At 26.5% G+C, this 22,664-nt stretch carries 24 protein-coding genes; 9 read left to right on the plus strand and 15 right to left on the minus strand.

Annotation, left to right across the window (positions count from 1 at the left end; genetic code table 11):
* Positions 1 to 43: 43 nt before the first annotated feature.
* The 4 genes from EIH23_RS11200 to dhaK all read right to left on the minus strand — a co-directional run bounded on the left by EIH23_RS11200 (position 44) and on the right by dhaK (position 2,357).
* On the minus strand, positions 44 to 244 hold the full coding sequence (locus EIH23_RS11200; RefSeq protein WP_207734774.1) for a DUF1450 domain-containing protein: 201 nt from the start codon (positions 242 to 244) through the stop codon (positions 44 to 46).
* A 71-nt stretch (positions 245 to 315) separates the two neighbouring features.
* Entirely contained in the window at positions 316 to 699 is a 384-nt protein-coding gene (dhaM, locus tag EIH23_RS11205) for a dihydroxyacetone kinase phosphoryl donor subunit DhaM (RefSeq protein ID WP_122640379.1), read from the minus strand.
* Positions 700 to 701: 2 nt separating this feature from the next.
* The gene (gene dhaL / locus EIH23_RS11210; RefSeq protein WP_122640380.1) at positions 702 to 1,337 is read right to left on the minus strand and encodes a dihydroxyacetone kinase subunit DhaL; all 636 of its coding nucleotides are present in this window, start codon (positions 1,335 to 1,337) and stop codon (positions 702 to 704) included.
* A gap of 21 nt (positions 1,338 to 1,358) precedes the next feature.
* A complete protein-coding gene (dhaK, locus tag EIH23_RS11215; RefSeq protein WP_122640381.1) occupies positions 1,359 to 2,357 on the minus strand; it encodes a dihydroxyacetone kinase subunit DhaK in 999 nt (332 codons plus the stop codon).
* Between the two features lie 444 nt (positions 2,358 to 2,801).
* On the opposite strand from dhaK, the gene typA reads away from it, so the two are divergent.
* The 5 genes from typA to EIH23_RS11240 all read left to right on the plus strand — a co-directional run bounded on the left by typA (position 2,802) and on the right by EIH23_RS11240 (position 10,156).
* A complete protein-coding gene (typA, locus tag EIH23_RS11220; protein WP_122640382.1) occupies positions 2,802 to 4,625 on the plus strand; it encodes a translational GTPase TypA in 1,824 nt (607 codons plus the stop codon).
* A gap of 605 nt (positions 4,626 to 5,230) precedes the next feature.
* A complete protein-coding gene (gene thrC / locus EIH23_RS11225) occupies positions 5,231 to 6,712 on the plus strand; it encodes a threonine synthase (protein WP_122640383.1) in 1,482 nt (493 codons plus the stop codon).
* Positions 6,713 to 6,721: 9 nt separating this feature from the next.
* A complete protein-coding gene (gene thrB / locus EIH23_RS11230) occupies positions 6,722 to 7,615 on the plus strand; it encodes a homoserine kinase (RefSeq protein ID WP_122640384.1) in 894 nt (297 codons plus the stop codon).
* 361 nt (positions 7,616 to 7,976) lie between these two features.
* Complete coding sequence (locus tag EIH23_RS11235; RefSeq protein ID WP_122640385.1) at positions 7,977 to 8,912, plus strand: magnesium transporter CorA family protein; 936 nt, start codon at positions 7,977 to 7,979, stop codon at positions 8,910 to 8,912.
* A gap of 239 nt (positions 8,913 to 9,151) precedes the next feature.
* Complete coding sequence (locus EIH23_RS11240; protein ID WP_122640386.1) at positions 9,152 to 10,156, plus strand: calcium/sodium antiporter; 1,005 nt, start codon at positions 9,152 to 9,154, stop codon at positions 10,154 to 10,156.
* Between the two features lie 47 nt (positions 10,157 to 10,203).
* On the opposite strand, the gene EIH23_RS11245 is transcribed toward EIH23_RS11240, so the two are convergent.
* From EIH23_RS11245 to EIH23_RS11260, 4 genes are all read right to left on the minus strand, one after another.
* Positions 10,204 to 12,066, minus strand: coding sequence for an SEL1-like repeat protein (locus EIH23_RS11245; RefSeq protein WP_122640387.1), 1,863 nt, complete (start codon positions 12,064 to 12,066; stop codon positions 10,204 to 10,206).
* 336 nt (positions 12,067 to 12,402) lie between these two features.
* Entirely contained in the window at positions 12,403 to 13,140 is a 738-nt protein-coding gene (locus EIH23_RS11250) for a hypothetical protein (protein ID WP_122640388.1), read from the minus strand.
* Positions 13,141 to 13,566: 426 nt separating this feature from the next.
* Entirely contained in the window at positions 13,567 to 15,096 is a 1,530-nt protein-coding gene (gene murJ / locus EIH23_RS11255; RefSeq protein WP_122640389.1) for a murein biosynthesis integral membrane protein MurJ, read from the minus strand.
* A 5-nt stretch (positions 15,097 to 15,101) separates the two neighbouring features.
* The gene (locus tag EIH23_RS11260) at positions 15,102 to 15,296 is read right to left on the minus strand and encodes a hypothetical protein (RefSeq protein ID WP_122640390.1); all 195 of its coding nucleotides are present in this window, start codon (positions 15,294 to 15,296) and stop codon (positions 15,102 to 15,104) included.
* 225 nt (positions 15,297 to 15,521) lie between these two features.
* Between EIH23_RS11260 and EIH23_RS11265 the strand changes: the two genes are divergently transcribed.
* Positions 15,522 to 16,355 carry a DegV family protein gene (locus tag EIH23_RS11265; protein WP_122640391.1) on the plus strand — a complete coding sequence of 278 codons (834 nt, stop codon included), beginning with the start codon at positions 15,522 to 15,524 and terminating at the stop codon, positions 16,353 to 16,355.
* Positions 16,356 to 16,581: 226 nt separating this feature from the next.
* On the opposite strand, the gene EIH23_RS16365 is transcribed toward EIH23_RS11265, so the two are convergent.
* Entirely contained in the window at positions 16,582 to 16,752 is a 171-nt protein-coding gene (locus tag EIH23_RS16365; protein ID WP_164489058.1) for a hypothetical protein, read from the minus strand.
* A gap of 202 nt (positions 16,753 to 16,954) precedes the next feature.
* On the opposite strand from EIH23_RS16365, the gene EIH23_RS17130 reads away from it, so the two are divergent.
* Positions 16,955 to 17,284 (plus strand): DUF3810 family protein, encoded by a 330-nt coding sequence (locus EIH23_RS17130; RefSeq protein WP_279265902.1) that lies wholly within the window; start codon positions 16,955 to 16,957, stop codon positions 17,282 to 17,284.
* Between the two features lie 145 nt (positions 17,285 to 17,429).
* Positions 17,430 to 18,065, plus strand: coding sequence for a DUF3810 domain-containing protein (locus EIH23_RS16760; protein ID WP_279265903.1), 636 nt, complete (start codon positions 17,430 to 17,432; stop codon positions 18,063 to 18,065).
* 292 nt (positions 18,066 to 18,357) lie between these two features.
* Here the strand turns inward: EIH23_RS16760 and EIH23_RS11275 are convergent, their stop codons facing one another.
* Positions 18,358 to 18,885 (minus strand): hypothetical protein, encoded by a 528-nt coding sequence (locus tag EIH23_RS11275; protein ID WP_122640392.1) that lies wholly within the window; start codon positions 18,883 to 18,885, stop codon positions 18,358 to 18,360.
* Between the two features lie 189 nt (positions 18,886 to 19,074).
* On the opposite strand from EIH23_RS11275, the gene EIH23_RS16975 reads away from it, so the two are divergent.
* On the plus strand, positions 19,075 to 19,932 hold the full coding sequence (locus EIH23_RS16975; RefSeq protein ID WP_330566256.1) for a hypothetical protein: 858 nt from the start codon (positions 19,075 to 19,077) through the stop codon (positions 19,930 to 19,932).
* A 60-nt stretch (positions 19,933 to 19,992) separates the two neighbouring features.
* Here EIH23_RS16975 and EIH23_RS11285 read toward each other — a convergent pair whose 3' ends face one another.
* From EIH23_RS11285 to EIH23_RS11305, 5 genes are all read right to left on the minus strand, one after another.
* Positions 19,993 to 20,301 (minus strand): GIY-YIG nuclease family protein, encoded by a 309-nt coding sequence (locus EIH23_RS11285; RefSeq protein WP_122640393.1) that lies wholly within the window; start codon positions 20,299 to 20,301, stop codon positions 19,993 to 19,995.
* 120 nt (positions 20,302 to 20,421) lie between these two features.
* Positions 20,422 to 20,610, minus strand: coding sequence for a ferredoxin (locus EIH23_RS11290; protein WP_122640394.1), 189 nt, complete (start codon positions 20,608 to 20,610; stop codon positions 20,422 to 20,424).
* A gap of 92 nt (positions 20,611 to 20,702) precedes the next feature.
* Positions 20,703 to 21,251, minus strand: a complete 549-nt coding sequence (gene epsC, locus EIH23_RS11295) for a serine O-acetyltransferase EpsC (protein WP_122640395.1) — start codon at positions 21,249 to 21,251, stop codon at positions 20,703 to 20,705.
* A gap of 24 nt (positions 21,252 to 21,275) precedes the next feature.
* The gene (cysK, locus tag EIH23_RS11300; RefSeq protein ID WP_122640396.1) at positions 21,276 to 22,172 is read right to left on the minus strand and encodes a cysteine synthase A; all 897 of its coding nucleotides are present in this window, start codon (positions 22,170 to 22,172) and stop codon (positions 21,276 to 21,278) included.
* A gap of 142 nt (positions 22,173 to 22,314) precedes the next feature.
* Positions 22,315 to 22,664 (minus strand): zinc ribbon domain-containing protein (locus EIH23_RS11305; RefSeq protein WP_164489059.1); only part of this gene is annotated, 350 nt, incomplete at its 5' end.

Here is a 22,664-nt window from a genome sequence, read left to right on the forward strand (position 1 = left end):
GCTTTTACTATATTGAAATACTTTTACTTACTGACATATTTAATTATTTTGATAATTCTTCAAATAATTCTTCTTGAGATTGCTTTATTGTAAGGTTTCCATCTACTTTTACAACAGCTTCAGTTTTATAGCTTCTACAAGCACCTATACAACCTCTTTGTACTTTTTCTTCACCTATTGTTTCTGCTAATTTATCTAAATCCACATTTGAACAATATGGGCATACTCTAACTATATTTATCATTTTAATACCTCCTATAAATATCTTTTTAAAGTTATACCCCTATTATTTTTGTATTAAACACAAATTTTTATTTATTTTTCTATTTCTAGCTTTTTTATATTTTCTATTATTTCTTCTTTATTCCTACCTATACAAGAATCAATTGCTGCTACAAATGCTCCTTCTACTAAGCTAACCTTGCATATTTCTACATTTTTACTTACAGATTCATCTAACATATCCAAAGCCACTTCTGCATTCATCAATGCACTTCCTATATCAAAGAATAATAGTACACCATCTTCACTATATACTTCTTCAATTGAATTCATTATTTTAATAGGGTCTGTACCAATTCTTCCATCCTCAGTTCCCCCTGCAACAGAAATTTTCACATCTCCTGCCATTTGACTTATAAGTTCTTTTAAACCTTCCACAAGTTTGTTACTATGAGATACTAATACTATAGAAACCATAATTATTCTCCTTTAATATATGTATAAACAGTTTTTAACATTAAATATGTAGATGTAGCTCCTGCATCTTGATGTCCTATACTTCTATCACCTAAGTAACTAGCTCTTCCTTTTGTAGCTTTTATTTCTTTTGTTTTTTCTAATCCTTTAAATGCAGCTTCTTTAGCTTTATTTAAACATTCAGCAACATCTAATCCACTACTTTTTACTTTTATTAATTCATTCAGATATGGTTCTAGACAATCTATCATAGTTTTTTCTCCTAGTTCAGCCTTTCCTCTCATTTTTATACCATCAAGAGATGCTTTTAAAACTTGTATATAATCGTCTAAGTCAATTTCACTTTTTCCATTTAATACACTAGCACCTTTCATAAATGCAGTTCCATATAATGGTCCTGCTGCTCCTCCTACCGTAGATACAAGAGTCATGCCCACTTTTTTAAAAGTATTTCCTAAATCATCTCCATTATCGTCTTTTAACTTTTCTTTTACAGCTTCAAAACCTTTACTCATGTTTAATCCATGATCTCCATCTCCAATAGCTGCATCTAACTCAGTTAAGTGTAGTTTATTTTCATTTATTACATCCGCTATTTTATTTAATATATTAATTACTTCATATCCTTTTATACTCATTTTTGCCTCCCAAACTAGATACTAAAATATCTTTAATCCTAAAGTGTCAGATTTAGCATCTAAGAGTTCTTTTAATTCTGAATCAAGTTTTAATATACTAACTGAGTATCCAGCCATTTCAAGAGAAGTCATATATTCACCTACAAATGTTTTATGTATTTTTATTCTCTTTGAAGTTAATATTTCATTAACAGTTTTATTAGCTATATAAAGCTCCATAAGAGGAGTTGATCCTAAACCATTTACCATTGCTGCTACTTCTTCATTTTCTTTTATATCAATATCATCTAATATTTTATTTACTAAATGAGTAGTTATATCACTTGCTGTAGATATTTTTTCTTTATGAGTTCCTGGTTCTCCATGTATCCCCATTCCAATTTCTATTTCATCATTCTCTAGTGTAAAGTTTGGCTTTCCTGCTGCTGGAACTATACAAGGACTTAAAGCCATTCCCATACTTCTTACATTAGATATTACTTTATTAGCAACCTCTTTAACTGATTCAAGTGAAGCACCTTTGCTAGCCTTTGCTCCGGCTATTTTATGTACAAATACAGTACCTGCTATCCCTCTTCTTCCTGCTGTATATAAGCTATCTTCAACTGCAACATCATCATTTACTACAACAAAATCAACATTTATTCCATCCATTTCGGCCATTTCTTTAGCCATTTCAAAGTTCATTACATCACCAGTATAATTTTTAATTATTAATAATACACCATTACCTCCATTCACTTCTTTTATAGCTTCATATACTTGGTCTGGTGTTGGAGATGTAAATACTTCACCGCAAACAGCAGCATCAAGCATTCCATAACCTATATACCCTGCATGAGATGGCTCATGTCCACTTCCACCACCACTTACTAGTCCAACTTTTCCTTTAATCGGTGCATCCTTTCTTATTAATATATTTCCATTTTCACTTTTTCTTACGTAATCAGGATGTGCTAATACTAACCCTTCTATCATATCAGCTACTACATTACTTGGATTGTTTATTATTTTTTTCATATTTATACCCCCCTTTGATAACATTTTCCTTACTTAATATTATTATATCACTAACCATATTATAAAAATGTAAAATTTTAATACTAAGATAAATATTCTACACCTCTCATAATTTTATTGAAGTCCTCTGTTTACAATAAATTCCTTAGCTTTTAGCATATAAGGTAAACTTTTTCCTTCATTATATATAGTTTATTATTATTTTATATATAACATATATTGATATATCTATTATTATATATTTTTTGTACTCCCCATTTTAAATATATTATTTTAAATTCTTGTTACTAATTTGTATAAATTTATTTATAAATGTAAATAATTATATTTTAGTAATTTAATTATTTACATTTATAAATAATATCCTTCTTATTTTAATTTACATTTTAAAAAGTCTATGTTATACTAAGAAAGTTATTTTCACATGAAAGGAAGGAACATAATATGTCAATAAAACATAAAATAGTTAACATCGCGGTTATAGCCCATGTTGATGCTGGAAAATCAACATTAGTTGATGCTTTCTTACATCAATCTGGAACATTTAGAGATAACGAAGTAGTAAAAGATTGTGTAATGGATAGTAATGACCTTGAAGCAGAAAGAGGTATAACAATATATTCTAAAAACTGTTCTATAAACTACAAAGATTACAAAATAAATATAGTAGATACACCAGGACATAGTGACTTCTCGTCTGAAGTTGAACGTGTTATAAAAACTGTTGATACTGTTATATTATTAGTAGATGCTAGTGAAGGTCCAATGCCTCAAACTAGATTCGTTCTACAAAAATCATTAGAAGCTGGTCTTAGACCAATACTTTTCATAAACAAAATAGATAAGCAAGATCAAAGAGCAGAAGAAGTTGTAAATGAAGTATTCGATTTATTCGTTGACTTAAATGCAACTGATGAACAATGTGAGTTCCCTATAATATACGGTATAGCTAAGCAAGGTATAGCTAAAAGAGAATTAGAAGATGAAAGTACTGACCTTTCTCCTTTATTCGAAACAGTAATAGAACACGTTGAAGCTTACCCTGACTTTGATAATGAACCTTTACAATTACAAGTTTCAGCACTTGCATATGATGATTATGTAGGTAGACTTGGAATAGGTAGAGTTTATAAAGGAACTGTAAGAAATGGTGAACAAGTTTCGATATGTAAAGCTGACGGCAGTGTTTCTAGAGGTAGAATAGCTAAACTTACAGCTTATGAAGGACTAAACCAAGTTGAAAAAACTGAAGCATATTCTGGTGATATAGTTGTTGTTGCAGGTATATCAGATATATCAATAGGTGAAACTATATGTAATATAGATAATCCATTACCAATGGAAATGATACACATAGAAGAACCTACTCTATCAATGAACTTCTTAGTAAATGATTCTCCATTCTGTGGTAAGAGTGGTAAATTCGTTACTACTAGACATATAAAAGATAGATTAGACAAAGAATTAGAAGTTAACGTTGGTCTTAAAGTTGAGCCAATGGACACTACTGACGGATACAGAGTATCTGGACGTGGAGAACTTCATTTATCTATACTTCTAGAAAACATGAGACGTGAAGGTTATGAGATAGGTGTTTCTAAACCAGAAGTTTTAATGCATAAAGAAGATGGCGTTTTAATGGAACCAATGGAAAGAGTTATAGTTAACTGTCCAGAAGTTTACTCAGGAACTGTTATAAACAAATTAAATCTTAGAAAAGGTCTTATGGAGTCTATGTCTATAGAGGGAGATTATGTTAAAATAGAATTCATAGCTCCTACTCGTGGATTATTAGGTTATAGAAGTGAATTTATAAATGATACTCGTGGTGAAGGTACTTTAGTTCGTTCATTCGAAAGATTCGAAGAATATAAAGGTGAAATACCAGGTAGAAGTAATGGAGTTTTAATAGCTCAAGGACCTGGTACAACTATGGGATATGCTCTTAATGCTTTAAGTGAAAGAGCTCAAATGTTCGTAGATCCAGGTGTGGATGTTTACGAAGGTATGATAATCGGTATGAACTCTAGAAAAGATGATATGGTTGTTAATCCATGTAAAAACAAGAAGTTAACAAACGTTCGTGCTTCTGGTACTGATGATGCAATAAAATTACAACCAGCTAGAGTATTTACTCTTGAAGAAGCTTTAGAATTTATAGAAGATGATGAATTAGTTGAAATAACTCCTGATGCAATAAGATTAAGAAAAAGATTCTTAAATGAGCATGACAGATTAAGATACAACAAATCAAGACAAGGTAAATAATCTAAAAGTAGCAATATTTCATATTGCTACTTTTTTATATACTAAAAAACGATGAACTTTTATAAGAACATCGTTTAAATATATTTATATAATTTCATATTTAATACTTTAGTTGACATAGTCACCATTGTAGTAATATTAATTAATATCATCAAGTAAATTATTTTCTGATACATACGATAATAATGTAAGTCCATACATTATTACTACTAAAACCGCACTTATAAGTAATATCATCTTTCCTTCCTCCTTTTAGTATTATTATATCCATTTTATATGAATTAATTGTGAATTTAATTAGAATAATCGATTTATTTAAATAACTAAAAATTAAAATAATTATAAACTATATTGAATTATATATTTATTATAGTTTATTTTGGCATTTCATGAAAGTTTTAATTATGTTTTTTTTTATATTATAGTACTTATAATTTTTTTATAATATATAATTTTATTTTTATTTTTAACTTTATTGACATACCTTCCTATTTCTTTTAAACTTTTAAAATAATCCGAATTTATAACAAACACCATTTAAATATATAACTCTCCTCCTACTTTACAGGAGAGTTTTTTATTATAAATTTAACAGGGGGAATATAATGAATTATATAAGTACTAGAAGTAATACAGAAACACTAAGCGCTTCTCAAGCAATTATAAAAGGTTTAAGTGATGATGGTGGACTATATGTACCGTCTAAATTTCCTGATTTAAGAGAAGAATTAAAAAACTTAAGTACATTAACATATTGTGAACTTGCATTTTTTATATTAAAAAACTTTTTAACTGATTTTACAGATGAAGAGCTAAGTAATTGTATAAATTCTGCATACAAAAATAATTTCGACACTAGTGAGATAACACCAATAAAACAAATTGGTAATGATTATATATTAGAATTATTTCATGGACCAACACTAGCATTTAAAGATATAGCACTTACACTTATGCCCCATTTACTTAAAACATCTATAAATAAAAATAACTTAGATAAAGAAATACTAGTACTTACTGCTACATCTGGTGATACTGGTAAAGCAGCTTTAGAAGGTTTTAAAGACATAGATAATGTTAAAATAATAGTCTTTTTCCCAGAAAATGGTGTTAGTCCTATACAAAAACTTCAAATGAAAACTCAAGAAGGAAAAAATGTATTCGTTGCTGGCATAAATGGTAATTTTGATGATGCTCAATCTGCTGTAAAAAAAATATTTTCTAATGATGATTTCAATAAAATTTTAAATAAAAATGGTTTCATACTGTCATCAGCTAATTCAATTAACATAGGACGATTATTACCACAAGTTGTCTACTATTTCTATTCATATTTTAAACTTGTAAATACTAAGAAAATTAAACTATTTGATAAAGTAAATTTTGTGGTTCCAACAGGAAATTTTGGAGATATATTAGCTGGTTATTATGCTAAAGAAATGGGGCTACCTGTAAATAAACTCATATGCGCCTCTAATGAAAATAATGTTCTTTATGACTTTTTTAGAACAGGAGAATACAATAAGAACAAAGAATTAAAATTAACAACATCACCATCTATGGATATACTAGTTTCAAGTAATTTAGAGCGTCTATTATTTGAATCTTGTAATAGAGATTCTCGATTAATAAGCGCACTTTTTAAAAGTTTCAGTGAAACAGGTTATTATAAAATCTCAAATCTGATGAGACAAAACTTGAATGATTTTTGTGGATATTATTGTACTGATGAAGAAGTTAGTGAAACTATAAATCATGTATTTAATAAATATAATTATCTTATAGATACACATACGTCTGTTGCTTACTGTTCTTTGAATAAATTTAAATCAAATAATAGTAATAAGTATAAGAATATTATTTTAAGTACTGCTAGTCCATTTAAATTTGCTAAAGATGTTCTTAATTCCATTAATAATAATAATAATAATTTACAAGATTTTGATGTAATTGATAAATTATCTATATTAGGAAAAATAGATGTTCCTAAGCCTATTGCAGACTTAAGGGATAAAAAAATTATTCATGATAATATATATGATAAAAATGAACTTAAACTTGCAATACAAAACTTCTTAGAAATTTAGGTGATAATAATGTTAGAAATAAAAGTTCCTGCTACAACTGCAAATATTGGTCCAGGATTTGATACATTAGGATTAGCATTAAATGTATATAATAAGTTTTACATAAGTGAAATAGATAAAGGAATTTATATAGATGGATGTGATGACAAATATAGAAATGAAAATAATTTAATTTATACCTCAATGAAATATTTCTATAATAAAATAAATCCACCTAAAATACCCACTGGAATTAAAATAAAAATAGAATCTAATATACCATTAAGTCGTGGATTAGGTAGTAGCGCTACTTGTATAGTAGCGGGTGTTGTAGCTGCTAATATTTTATCCGATTCTAACTTAAATAAATATGAATTATTAAAAATAGCAAGTGAGATAGAAGATCATCCTGATAATATTGCTCCTGCCCTACTTGGAAATATGGTAGTATCTCTTATTGATGATGGTAATATATACTATGACACTATTAAAATTCCTAATGAGCTTAGTTTTTGTTGTATAATTCCCGATTTCGAACTATCCACTAGTTTAGCAAGAAGTATATTACCCAATACTATTTATCATAAAGATTGTGTTTTTAATATATCTCACTCAACTTTACTAGTTTCAGCTTTACTCAATAAAAACTTTGACTTAATAAAAATAGCGTGTAAGGATAAAATCCATCAAGATTATAGGGGTAAATTAATAGAAAATTATTATGATATAGTCAATATGTCTTATGATTTAAACTGCATAGGAGTATTTTTAAGCGGTGCTGGACCAACAATAATGTCTATTATAAAAGATGATGATATTAACTTTATCGGTGAAATGAAATCATTCTTAGAGTCACTTGATAATAGATGGATATTAAAAAAATTAAAATGTGATACTAATGGAACCATTGTTAATGTAATATAATATCTAAAAGATTAGGTGTAATATATAAATAACCCGTACTTATATATTACACCTAATCTTTTTTATTTGTTTTTAACTTTAAAATATTATTTCTAAGCTTGGAATATGCTTTTATAAAAAATATATTGAAACTATTCTCTAAAAATGCTAAATTAGATTAAGGAATATTTATTATTTCAAATTAAATATTAAACGGAGAGTGATGAAAAATGGACCATAGTCCCTGGCGGGCTGTATTAATTCATCATTCAATATTATGTAGATAAATACTAATTCATCCTTTATTTTATATTAATTAGTCATTTAATACATAATATTAAATGACGAGATTTATGTAAAACTGAATAAAGGATGTGTTGCCATGATAAGATACTACAAAACTATTAACTCTAAACTAGAAAAATTAACTTCCTTTGAAGATGGATGTTGGATAAATCTTATTGAACCTAATCAAAGTGAAATTCATGAAATTGCTGAACTACTAAATTTAGATGTTGATAGTATAAATGCGGCTCTTGACGAAGAAGAACGTTCAAGAATAGAGGTTGAAGATAATCATACTCTTATTCTTATAGATATACCAATAGATGAGAGTGATGCTTCATCATCTCATTATACAACTATACCATTAGGTATAATAATGTTGGATAATACTATTTTAACAGTTTGTACCGCTCAAACTAGAATTTTAAACGACTTTATAGTTGGGCATATAAAAGATTTTTATACTTATATGAAAACTCGTTTTCTTCTTCAAATACTATATAAAAATGCAACTTACTACTTATTATACTTAAGAAGAATTAATAAAATGACTAGTATAATTGAAAGTGAAATATACAATTCTATGCAAAATAAAGAGCTTTTCCAATTGCTTGAATTAGAAAAGTCATTAGTATACTTTTCTACATCTTTAAAAGCCATAGAACTTGTACTTAATAAATTGGTTAGAACTCCAAGTATTAAGCGTTATGAAGACGATGAGGACCTTTTAGAAGATGTTATTGTTGAAAATAGACAGGCCCTTGAGATGGCAACTATTTACGGTGATATATTAAGTAGAATTATGGATGCATTTAGTGCTATAATAAGTAATAATCAAAATACAGTTATGCAGTTCTTAACTGTTGTTACACTTATAATGGCTATTCCTACTATTGTCTCTGGATTCTTTGGAATGAATGTGCCTGGAATTCCATTTGAAAATGATCCAAATGGTTTTTGGATTACCATGCTTATAACATGTATTATTTGTTTAATAATTACATTCTTCATGTCTAGAAAAAAGCTATTATAAATTTATTTTTAACTTTTATTGCAATAATTAAAATTCTAGCATATAATGTTTATATAATAAAATATTTCCTGAAGGGGAGTAGCTTACACTTTGTGGTAATCAATCGTCATTTCAGTGTTTTACACTCGGTTGATTAACAAGTATATTAAACTTGATAGCAAGACCTTCAAAACAAATGCACTAATTTGTTTTGAAGGTCTTTTTTTATTATTATACTTAAATTTTTAGGAGGTTTATTTATGAATTATGTTTTACTCATAATCGGATTTATATTATTAGTAAAGGGTGCTGATGTTTTTGTTGAAAGCTCATCTAGCATAGCTAAAATACTTAGAATTCCATCATTAATAATTGGTCTTACTATAGTTGCATTTGGAACCAGTGCTCCTGAAGCTGCAGTAAGTATTACAGCTGCTTTAAATAATCAAAATGGTATGGCTATTGGTAATATAGTCGGTTCTAATATTTTTAATCTTTTAATGGTTGTAGGTATTTCTGGATTTATAAAGACTTTATATGTAGATAAAGCTATTATATCTAAAGAATTTCCATTTTTAATATTAGCATCTATACTTTTATTCGTACTTGCGTGTGATATACCTTTACAAGATACTTCTAGTAATATTTTAAGCCGTGGTGATGGAATTGTCTTACTTATGTTCTTTATAATATTTATGTATTCTTTACTTAAGGTAGCTTTACAATCAATGAATCAAGATTCTATGTCTCAACTTTCTATTTCATCAGAACATTGTATAGATTCAAGCGATGGTACTTTAATAAGAACAGAAAATGAATCATTATTAAAAAATATAGTTATTTCAATAATCGGTATCATACTTATTATACTTGGAGGAAAAATGGTTGTATCCTCTGCATCTCAAATTGCATCTAGTTTTGGTGTTAGCGACCAGTTAATAGGACTTACTATCGTTTCTATTGGTACATCTTTACCTGAATTTGTTACGTCTATTATAGCTGCAATAAAAGGTGAATCTTCTATTGCTTTAGGTAATGTAATAGGATCAAATATGTTTAATATATTATTTGTACTTGGTGCTTCTGCATTTATATCTCCAATGTATATTGATCCTACTCTATTTATAGATACTTTATTTATGATATTTGTAACTATACTTACTTACTTATTTGCAGTTAAAAAAAGAGATATAAACAAAGGAGAAAGTTTTATATTAATTCTTTTATACATTATGTATATGATTTATTTATTATTAAACGCTTAAAATTTAATTTAACAAAAATGGCGCAAAGTTATTTTCGCGCCATTTTTTTATTTCTCTATTATCATTGTTTTATTTATATCTTCATATTCATTAGATAAGTCTTCTTTAATTTGTAAAATATAATTAGGAACATATTCCTCTTCTACCTTCTCAATTATTAACTTATCTTCATTAAATTGTCCTACTATTAAGTCATCTAAATCTAACTCTATTTTAGGTGTTTTTTTCCATATATCTATGCTATCTAAATAATCTTCACTTGATAAACTTTCATACATATTTAAACTTTTTTTATAATACAACCCTGCTAACATATACTCACACTTTTTATTGCCTAATTTCATACCTTCAATGTAATATTTTTCAGCTTCATTATATGAATTTAGTTTAAAGCTTAATTGACCTAGATTATATAAAGATTCTATACATCCATTATTTCTAGCTTTTTCATACCAAAATTTAGCACTAGTGTAATCATTATAGTATTTGTGATAAATCACACCCACCATATGCTGAGAGTATGAATTATCTTCATTTGCAGTTACTTCAAACATTTTTTTAGCATCTTCATAATATTCCTCTTCAAAATAAATTTTTCCTAAATGTATTCTTGAATTTAAGTGATTCTTTTCAATAGCTAAATTAAAGTACTTTTTAGCTTTATCTTTGTTTTCTTGACTTTCATATATACACCCTAATTTATAACTTGAAAAAACATCACCATTATCAGATGCCCTTTTATACCAAATTATAGCTTCTTCTACTCTATCTATTTCTTCATAAATTTCACCTAATTTAACTTGGCACGAAATTGAATCTGCATTTCTTAAATAATATGAAATTGATCTTTCAATATCATTAATTTTATAATATAAATCTCCAATATTTTCAATAGATACTTTACATCCATCTGCAATAGCTTCTTCATAGTATTTTTTAGCCTTATCATAATTTTCTTCTTCAAAATATAATCCTGCTAAATTATTTTTTGCTTCAACTAAATTATCATTTGAAGCCATTTCATAATATATTTTAGATGTATCTATTTCATTTTCTTTATTATATAAATTTGCTAGCATAAATTTAGCTAAAGTATAATTTCCTTCTATTGATTTTTCGTAATACTCAATAGCATCTTCTCTGTTATTTTCTTTATTATATAAATTTGCTAATCTGTACTGAGATTTAGCATCACCTTTATCTGCAACTTTTTTATAGTATCTCTTAGCTTCATCATATTCTTCTTGTGATTCCATAATTAACCCTAAGTTTATACATCCTTTGGTATAAGAAACCTTATATAGTTGCTTATATAATGTTATTGACTCTTTAATATCATCATTTTGATTTAAAATAGCTAAGTTATACTTACAATTATTATCTTGTAGTACTGATCCTTTTCTATAGTATTCTTTAGCTTCTTTTAATCTATCCATAATTGTATATAGTAATCCTAAATTAAAACAGGCACTTCCTAAATTATTATCTGCTGCTTCTTTTAACCATTTTTCACTACGTTGATAATCATTTAAATAAAAGTGCACTACACCTAAATTATTTTGTGCTAATAAGTTACCTAAAAGAGCCACTTTCTCATACCAATATAGTGCATATTCGTAACCATATATATTATAATACATATTTCCTAAATCAAAAGCAGCATCCTCATATCCATTTTTATAGGACATTTTCAACCATTTTTCAGCTTCATGATATTGTTTCCTATTTTTATAAATACATCCTAAAGTATATTGAGACTTTACATGACCGTATTCAGCTGTATCTTTGTATATTTCTATTGCTTTATCTATTTTTCCTAACTTCTCATAAAAAGCTCCCTTAGTGTAACCTAATTTTGGATCATTAGGTATGTCTTTTATTTTTCCTATGGAAAACTTAGTATTTTTCATAATTAACTCCCTATTTTTATATCATTTAATATTTTCATTATATAATATATATACCATTATTTATGGCATATTTGCAAATTTGTAAGAATTTTGTAATATTATATACATAAAATCATCCTAGATATTTTTAGATACATAATTATTTTATGTAATAAAAAGAAATATATTATTCTTAATGAATAAGGGATATTTTAAAATATTAATTTTAAAATATCCCTTTTATAGAAAATTAAATATAATAAATAAAGTGCTATCACTTTATTTATTATATACTTTTTAAAGATTTATATTAAAGCTTTTAAACCTTTACACTAAATTATTACCTTTTGTTATATGTTATTCAGAAAATAAAAATTCAGCTTGTTCTTTTATATTTTTGACATTAGAAACACTACCATCATATATTATATATTGAATTTCATTATTTAAACTATTATTTACTTCTATATATTTATTATCTTTATTATACCTAATTGATTTTAATACTAGTGCCTCATTATCTGTACTCTTATCAAATGTTAATATAACATTATCGTCTTCATATTCATTTTTTAGTGTAATTTGCTTTGAACTATTTTCTTCAACTATATCATATGAGTATCCAAAAGAATCTATTACTACATTAAAATCATCAATATTTAAATATCCTAAACTATATGCATACTCTTTATAAATTTTATTATATAAATCTGTTGTAGTAATAGTTTTATCTGAGCTTATTTCTTCATTATTTAAGGCATTTATGTAATTAATAACTTGCTGCTTTTGTTCTTTTTCTAAACTAATAAACACCTTACCTTCTTCTAATTGTTGTTCTAATAAATCTAAATCTTTATTAGCTTTATCTAAACTAACTTTTAGTTGATTATTACGATTTTCTAATTGTTTATACTCCGTTTTTTTTATCCCTCCAATTGGAATTAATATACCGATTACAATACCTACTATTAGACCTATAAAACCTACAGATAATAACATTTCTATTCTCTTTTTTATTATTTCTTCTCTATTTATAGCTCTTTTTTTAGTTATATGATTATTAACTTTTTTAACAGGTCTTTTAGCCCTCTCCACTTAGACGTCCTCCTAAATCTTAAATACTATTATTGTTTAATTATACTAAATAATAGTATTTTTTGTAACATTTTTCAAAATAATTCTTACATATTAACCATACATAATCTTACTTTTATAAAAGTTACAATTATATATATGTATTGAATTTTAATCACTAACTAATATATAATATTTATAAAGATTAGTAACTTCATTTTCTAATCTCTTAATTGGAGGACACTTTATGGATATAAACCTTATAGACATTAACTTGTTATTTAGATTATGCATTTTCATAGTTATTTTTGGAATCGCATTTAAAGTTATAAAGCTTATCTCTGGAGTAATATTTAAAGTTGCTTCAGTAATTTTAATTTTGTTACTTATATATAAACTATTTATATAAAATAAAAAAATAGAGATTTAATCTCCTATTTTTTTATTTTATTTTAAACTATTTACTATCAAATTAATCTCATCTACTTTAAAAACAATTATACATGTTCCGTATACAATAGCTCCACATAATACTGACACACCTAAAGTTATTATATCTTGTATAGTACCTGTTCCTATCATATTATTTATACTTCTATATGTAAATAATGTAATTATAGCCATTAGTAATGCTGATACTATTGATTTTATAAATACATTTAATATAGATTTTCCTCCAAAAGAACCTATTTTTATTCTTAAATTTATAAATAGTAATACTATAGTAAATAAAGCAGCTGTACTTGTAGCTAAGGCTAAACCTGCAAGTTGCATATTTGTAAATTTAACAAATAAAATATTTAAAGTTATGTTTAGTCCCATAGCAATAGCTCCATTTATCATAGGTGTTCTAGTATCTTGCAATGAATAGAATACTTTCCCTAAAATATCCCTAAGTCCGAAACCTATCATTCCTATTGAGTAAAATACAAGTGCTACAGAAGTCATATATGTTGCTCTTGCATCAAATTCTCCTCTTTGAAATAGTAACTTAACTATAGGTGTTGCAAGTATAATCGCGCCTACAGATATTGGAATTACTAATAATATTACTGTATTGACTGAAGTTACTATAGATTTATTAAACTGAGATTTGTTATTTTCAGTAGATAACTTTGATAGCATAGGATACACAACAGAAGAAATAGATACTATAAACATTCCCATAACAAATTGATTAAGTTTATTTGCATAATTTAGAGCAGATATACTACCTTCAACTAATGTAGAGGCTATTGTTCTATCGACTATTGTGTTTATTTGATTCACAGCTACACCAATAAGTACAGGACCTACTAGCCATAGCATCTTTTTTAAATATTCATCTTTAAAATTTAAATATGCTTCATATCTATATCCTTTTTTTATTGCAAATGGAAACTGAAATAGAAACTGACCTAATAGCCCAATTAGAGCTCCCCATGGTAAAATATATGGTGTTGTTCTTACACTTATAAGTATTGATAATATTATACATGCGTTATATGGTACAGGCATAAGACCCGGTATTATAAAATTTTCTTTTACTTGTAAGTAAGCCATCATTATATAGCTAATACCTAAGAAAGGAATACCTAATATCATAGATCTAGTAAAATATACAGCCTGTCTCATTGTTTCTCCTTTAAAACCTAATGCAAATAGCCTTACTATTTGAGGTGTAAATATAACTCCTATAGTTGTAAGCACTATACAAATTATTATTACTACATTAAATATATTATTTGTATATTTAATAGATTCCCGATCTCCTTTACTTGAATTAACTTCACAAAACAAAGGTATGAATGCAGTACCTAAAGAAGTTCCTATTGCTGTAAATATTACTGCTGGTATATTCATAGCAACTAAAAAAGCATCACTTGTTGATGATGCCCCATAAGCTGAAGCTAGTGTTAGCTCTCTTCCAAATCCCAATATTTTTGCTACTAATGTTGCTGCCATAAGTCCTATAGCCGCTTTTGCTACTTTTGACATATTTCTTATCTCCTATACTTAATATCTTTTATTATTTTTTTTATTTCATCAGATTCTGAATGCATAATAAGATTTTGATAAGTATTATCTAGCTCTTCTGACATATTAAATAAATCTCCTAAAAATGCATCACCAAGGATACCATATTCTAACCTTTTTTCTTCTTCTATTTGTCTTTTACTTTTATGATTATTTTTCATTTTTTATATCTCCTTATTATCTTTTAGTATTTACTTTTAGATAAAATTATAATCAAATATATTATTCTTCATCTTATATATTGTTATTCGTATAAAAACACACTTAAAAAACACACTATTTTAATCCTAAGTGTATTTTTATTTTGAATGTCAAAACTTTTTATTTACTTAATAGTTTTGTCATGATAATATATTATTAAAGCTTTTACTTACGGAGGTAATATTATGATAAAAATAATTTGTGATAGTATATCGGATTTACCAATAAATATACTAAATAAATATGATATTGATATAGTTCCTTTAACGGTATTATTTAATGGTACGGAATATTTAGACGGTGAAAATTTAACTAATGATAGTTTTTATAAAATGCTTAGAGAAACAAATTCTATGCCTAAAACATCTCAAGCAACATATGCTCAGTTTAAATCAGTTTTTGAGAAATATTCCAATGAAGATACTGAAGTTTTATATATAGCAGGTTCATCTTCAGCTTCAGGAACTTATCAAAGTGCAGTCCTTGCCAAAAATGATGGTCATGATAATGTAACTATATTCGACACACAAAATGTTTCAATCGGAAGTGCACTTTTCGTTATTAAGGCATGTGAGATGGTTGCAAATGGAAAATCTTTAAAAGAAATTTTAAATTATTTAGAAGATATAAAAGGAACTGAAGAAGTTGTATTTTCAGTTGATAATTTAGAATATTTAAAAATGGGTGGAAGAATTTCATCGACTAAAGCTACACTAGGAAATTTATTATCTATAAAACCTATACTAGAAGTTAAAAATGGTCTAGTATCTCAAAAATCTCAAGTAAGAGGTAAAAAGCAAATATATTCTACTTTAGTAAATTTAATATTCAGTAAGTATGGAAAAGATTTAAAAGATAAAACTATTATAATAGGTTGCGGTGATAATAAAATTGATTTAGATATAATGAAGGATCTTTTACTAAAAGAAACTTCAGTAAATAACTTATACTTTGTTAATATAGGATGTGTAGTTTGTTCTCACTCAGGCCCAGGTATAGTTGGAATATCATGTCTTTAAATAAATTAAAGCTGGGTTATATATCCCAGCTTTATCCATATAATATACATTTAAATTCAAAAGCTAAATCAATGTCGTCCATATTCCAATTTCTGTCTTTAATATGTATAAAATTATATTTTAAGTTTTATATTATAAAACAATTTGCCAAATACATATATTTATAATTCAACTTATATAAGTAATAAAAATAGATGTCTAAATTTAATTAGAACATCTATTTTTATTACTTTATACTTTTCAAATCTATATATGCTTCTATTTGAGGTATATATAGCATATTATTTTCTTTTATATGTGTATTTCCAAATTCTTTAAGCTCTACTCCACCTTTATCTTTAGTTATTTTATATCGTATAACTTCATTGCCTTCATTTATAGTACAATGAAAGTACATTCCTTCATATTGTTTAAATCTAAAATTAAAATTATCCCTACTTAACTTTTATACTAATTTCTTTCATAAATTACCTTCCTTAAATATCCTTTTATTTATTATAACCTATTATTAACTTATTATAAAGTTTAACATATAAAAATTCTATTCCTTTTGTATTTCAATTATAATGTATTATATAATAAATTTAGGAGATAGATATATGAAAAAAAGAAATAAAGTCTTTATTTTTTTACTTTTTCCAATTTCTATTTTACTTAACTATGTAGCTTCAAAAAATCCATTATTCATAGAAAAATACTATACACAATGTTTCAATAAAATTATAGTTCAAGTTTTAAGCAATTTAAGTGGTATTTTCCCATTTTCCATTTATGAAGTTATAGTGTATGTAATTATTATGTCTATAATAATATTCTTTATTTATACATTACATCTTATTATAAATCATAGATCTAAGCTTATAAGATTTATTAAATCATCTATATTTAATATACTATCACTAATCTCCATTACATATTTTTATTTATAATTTTATGGGGATTAAATTATAATAAATTACCTTTAGAATCTATTTTAATAAGACAATATAATATCAATAATAATACCTCCTTAACAAGGATAAATCATGATATATCAGATTTAAAGAAACTATATGAATTTTAATAGAAAAACTAATGAAAGCAAAAAACTTAGCTGTAAATGATAAAAATAATATAGTAAACTATAAAAATACTATTAACAGAGCTCATTTAGGTTTTGATGCCATATCTCATATAATTCCTAATTTAGATGGAAAGTACAGTAATCCTAAATATATTTTATCTTCAAAACTTATGTGCTATACAGGTATTACAGGTATATACTTTCCATTTACAGGAGAATCAAATGTTAATATAGCTATACCTCATACTTCTCTTCCATCTACAATACTACATGAAATGGCTCATCAAAGAGGATATGCAAGTGAAGATGAAGCTAATTTTATAGCTTATTTAAGTGCCATAAACCATCCTGATAAAGATTTTGTATACTCAGGCTATAGGCTAGCTCTATCATATACTGCTTTAACCCTAAAAAATATCGACTTTAATGCTTATACAAAACTAAATCAGAATCTATCAAATGAAGTTATTAATGATATTAAATATAATAGTAAGTTTTGGTCCAAATATAGTGGTAAAATAAATGAAATATCTGATAATATTAATAATTCTTATTTAAAGTCTAATGGTATAAAAGAAGGTACAGAAAATTATAGTAAAATGGTAAACTTACTTTTAACATATTATAGTTTATATGGTTTTAACTAAAAATAACCTATTATTAATTTTTTCATTAATAATAGGTTATTCTATTCAAACCTTACTCTTTAATATATTTAATTCTATTTTTAACATTTTTCATCCCTCTTTCAATTCTATAATTCTATTTATTATTTCATTTCTATATTTATTCATATAAGACTTATCATTTATATATTCTTCTACATTAAAAGGATAAATTTCTTTCATTGAATTTATCTCATTATTTAAATCTTTTATATTTTCATATAGTTCTTCTTTAGTATAATTTTTACTTATCTTATGATTATCTTCAATAATATTAGATATAATTTTTAATTTTATTTAAATCGTTATATATATAAGATAATTCTATTTTCCTCCATAGCTTTTCTTTATTAGAATTCATGTAATTAAATACTGGACTTATCCTTAAGATTAATTTTTTATATAAGTCTGAAACTTCATGATTATAATTATTGTATTCTTCATATCTATATATACAGTATTTAGCATCATCAGCTAAGTTATCTATACCTTCAAGATATTCTTCTAAAGGCGCTATTTCTTTGTTTATTAAGTAATCAATTTTCTCTTTATCTAAAGGTTTTTGTAACTTAATACTAGATTTAATCATATTTCTTTCTATATTTAATTTTTTTATTCTCATTTTTATAGATAACTCTTCTTTCATTAAATCATAAGATGCTATTATATGTTTAGCATCTAAATACATTTGCTTTTTTAACATTAAATTATCTCTTCGTTCTATAATATCAACATATTCTTTAATTAATTCTTTATACTCTTTATTATTTATCCCTTCAATATTTTTTATAGATTCATTCATAAAAATGACCTCCAAAATTCTTTTATTATAAATACTACATTATTTTATCTTTTCCTCCTTTTTTATATCCCTTATTTGTATAGAGTGTAAAAAACCAATATACATTGTCCCATTTTACTTTTTATCATATAAATATAGTACGTAGGTATTAAAAAATACTACTAAAAAATTAACATGGAGTGTTATATTATGAATAGAAATTGTATAAATAAAAATAATTCATGCGAATGCAAATGTTCTAACATATCTTCATGTAAGGAATTAAAGGGAGAGAAGAGTTATAAAAATAAAAAAGTTTATTGCTCTGGTAAGACAAAATCTTCATTTTGCCCAATGTTTGTAATTCCTGCTAACTGTGAAGATTTTCAAGTATTTAATATTTTGCGTTGCTCTATTGGTAAAGTTGTTGGTTTAAAACTAGAAAATAGTGATTGTATTCTTAGATTAAGAATTTGCCAAGTTAATCAATGTGTTGTTATGGGAAAAACATCTTCTGGTAAGGGACCTATCTATATAAAACTAAGTACAATACAATATGTAGATTTAGGAAAAGAAATTTATATAAATCCATTATGCAATACCGGTAGTGTAGGTATTCAAGGTCCTATGGGTCCTCAAGGTCCTGCTGGCCCTAAAGGTTCTACTGGTCCTATGGGGCCTCAAGGTCCTGCTGGTCCTAAAGGTTCTACTGGTCCTCAAGGTCCTGCTGGTTCTCAAGGTGCTACTGGTCCTATGGGTCTTCAAGGTCCTGCTGGTCCTAAAGGTTCTACTGGTCCTATGGGTCTTCAAGGTCCTGCTGGTTCTCAAGGTGCTACCGGCCCTATGGGTCCTCAAGGTCCTGCTGGTTCTCAAGGCGCTACCGGTCCTATAGGTCCTCAAGGTCCTGCTGGCTCTCAAGGTATAGGTTCTCAAGGTGCTACTGGTCCTATGGGGCCTCAAGGTCCGACTGGACCAATGGGGCCAACTGGTCCGACTGGACCAACTGGTGTAGTTTTGACACCTCAAAATAAAACTGTAAAACCTAAAAAAGTTCCTTATAAGAAATAAATAAGATTTAAAATTAAAAATAGGTAAATATTTAAAATGTTTACCTATTTTTTTATATTCTCATTTAATATTATACATTTTCCCTAGCCGATATTCTTTATGATTTTCTAATTCTTGGAATAATGATATAGGATTTTCTATGATTAGTAGTTTTTTCTTTCTTGTTAATTTTTTTATATAATTTTCTAATTTCATTGCCTTACTTTTTGTATCACTTTCAAAATAAACCTCTAACTTTTCAAAACCTTTTGATCTCGTATACTTTGAATTTATACCTTTTTCATGCTCTTTCATTCTTCTTTTTATATCACTAGTGTATCCTGTATATAAAGAATTATCTTTACACCTAATTATATAAGTAAAATACATATTCTTTCTCCTAATTTAATAATTTTCTAATGATAATATACTCTAATACTTTTTATAATACAAGAAATAGATAAAAAAAGACATAACAACTTGCTATGTCTTTTTTTATCTATTTCTAAATTAATCAACTGTTATTGCATCCACTGGACAACTTTCAGCTGCTTCTTTAGCAGAATCTTCACAATCTCCAGGAACTGGATCTGCTATAACATGAGATTTTCCATCATCTTTCATTTCAAAAACTTCTGGGCAAACTGATGGGCAAACTCCACACCCTATACAAGTATCTTGATCTACTTTTGCTTTCATATACAATTCCTCCTATTTATATTTTACAAAATTTATTATTTCCATAAGCAAAAAAAAAATACCTAAATAAAAACTTTAGGTATTTTTTATTACTAACAATCAATTGCTATTAAATGCTCTAACTCTTTAGATTGTATTATCTTAGCTGGTATTCCTACTACAGTACAATTATTAGGCACATCCTTTAATACTACTGAGTTAGCCCCAACTTTAACATTATTACCTATATTTATAGGTCCTAGTACTTTTGCTCCAGACCCAATAATAACATCATTCCCTATATTTGGATGTCTCTTCCATTCTTTTTCATTTCCAGTTGCACCTAAGGTTACACCTTGATATATAGTAACTCTATCTCCAATTACCGTTGCTTCTCCTATAACAACTCCCATACCATGATCTATTAGAATTCCATCACCTATAGTTGCTCCTGGATGTATCTCTATTCCAGTCATATGTCTGGATAATTGAGATATGAACCTTGAAATGAAAAATCTTTTTTTCTTATATAAATAGTTTGAAATTCTATACATTATCATTGCATGAACTGAAGGATATAGCAAAAATATTTCTAATTTACTTTTAGCAGCTGGATCATGAAGTATTATATACTCTAGATCTTTTTTTATATGATAAAACACTTTTTATCAACCTCTCTTTTAGAATTAAAATATTCCCATAGACATATATTTATCTATTCCATCTGGTGCTACTGTAACTATTTTTTTATCTTTAAATTTTTTTGATAACTCAATTGCAGCAAATATATTTGCTCCTGAGGATATTCCCACTAGTATACCTTCTTTTTCTCCTAAAACTCTAATCATTTCAAATGCATCTTCATCTTTTACAGTTAAAATTTCATCACATATGTTTCTATCAAAATTTTTAGGAATGAAGTTTGCTCCTATACCTTGTATTTTATGTGCGCCAGATTTACCTTCGCTTATAAGAGGAGAACTTTTTGGCTCTACCCCAATTACCTTTATATTTGAGTCTTTTTCTTTTAGGTATTTACCTACACCTGTAAGAGTTCCCCCAGTTCCTATTCCACAAGTAAATATGTCTATATCTGGAATATCTTCATATATTTCTACAGCTGTAGTTTGATAATGACTTTTTGGATTATCACAATTATCAAACTGCTCTAAACTCTTGTAGTTTTGATTTGAATTTAAAAGTTCATTGGCCTTCTCCACCGCTCCATTCATTCCTTTTGAGCCTTCTGTTAATATTAGTTGCGCACCATAGGCCTTAACTAATTGTCTTCGTTCTATACTCATTGTTTCTGGCATTACTATTATTACATTATATCCTTTTAATTTACCTATCATTGCAAGAGCTATGCCCGTATTTCCACTAGTAGCTTCTACTAATACATCACCTTTATTTAATGCTTTTCTTTCCTCTGCTCCTTTTATCATTCCATATACGGCTCTATCTTTTATACTCCCTCCTAAGTTATATTTTTCTAATTTTACATAAACATTAGGAAAGCCTAATTTATTTAATCTAATTATAGGTGTATTACCTATTAAATTTAGAACATCTTCATATACCATAATTATATCCCCCTTATTTATTATCAAAATGATAATTACACTTTCATTATATTATTATCATTTTGATAATGCAATATATATTTTATTTTTTATAAAAATAGGAGCTACTAAAAAATCAAAGTAGCTCCTATAACCAATATATTTATATTTGTTCTCCACAATAAGGGCAGTATCTGTAATCATTATCTATTTTATTTCCACAATTCTTACATCTATTATCAGTTTTAATTTCATTCAAGTCCCAATAAGTTAGGTTTGAATCCAATCCTTTTTCTATAGCATTTCCCTTTTCATTAGATATACTATATATAGAATCACAGTTTTTACACATTAAATAATAACTTTCATTCCATTTAAAAATAGGTATGAAAAATATATGAAAATAAGTGTAATTTTTTATTAATTTCATTACACTTAAATTATCACAATTATTACAAGTTATATTATGTAACTCTTTAATTTCTTTGTTTTTTTTATCTATACCTAAAATTC

The organism is Romboutsia sp. Marseille-P6047 (genome assembly GCF_900604535.1).
GTDB lineage: Bacteria > Bacillota > Clostridia > Peptostreptococcales > Peptostreptococcaceae > Romboutsia_E.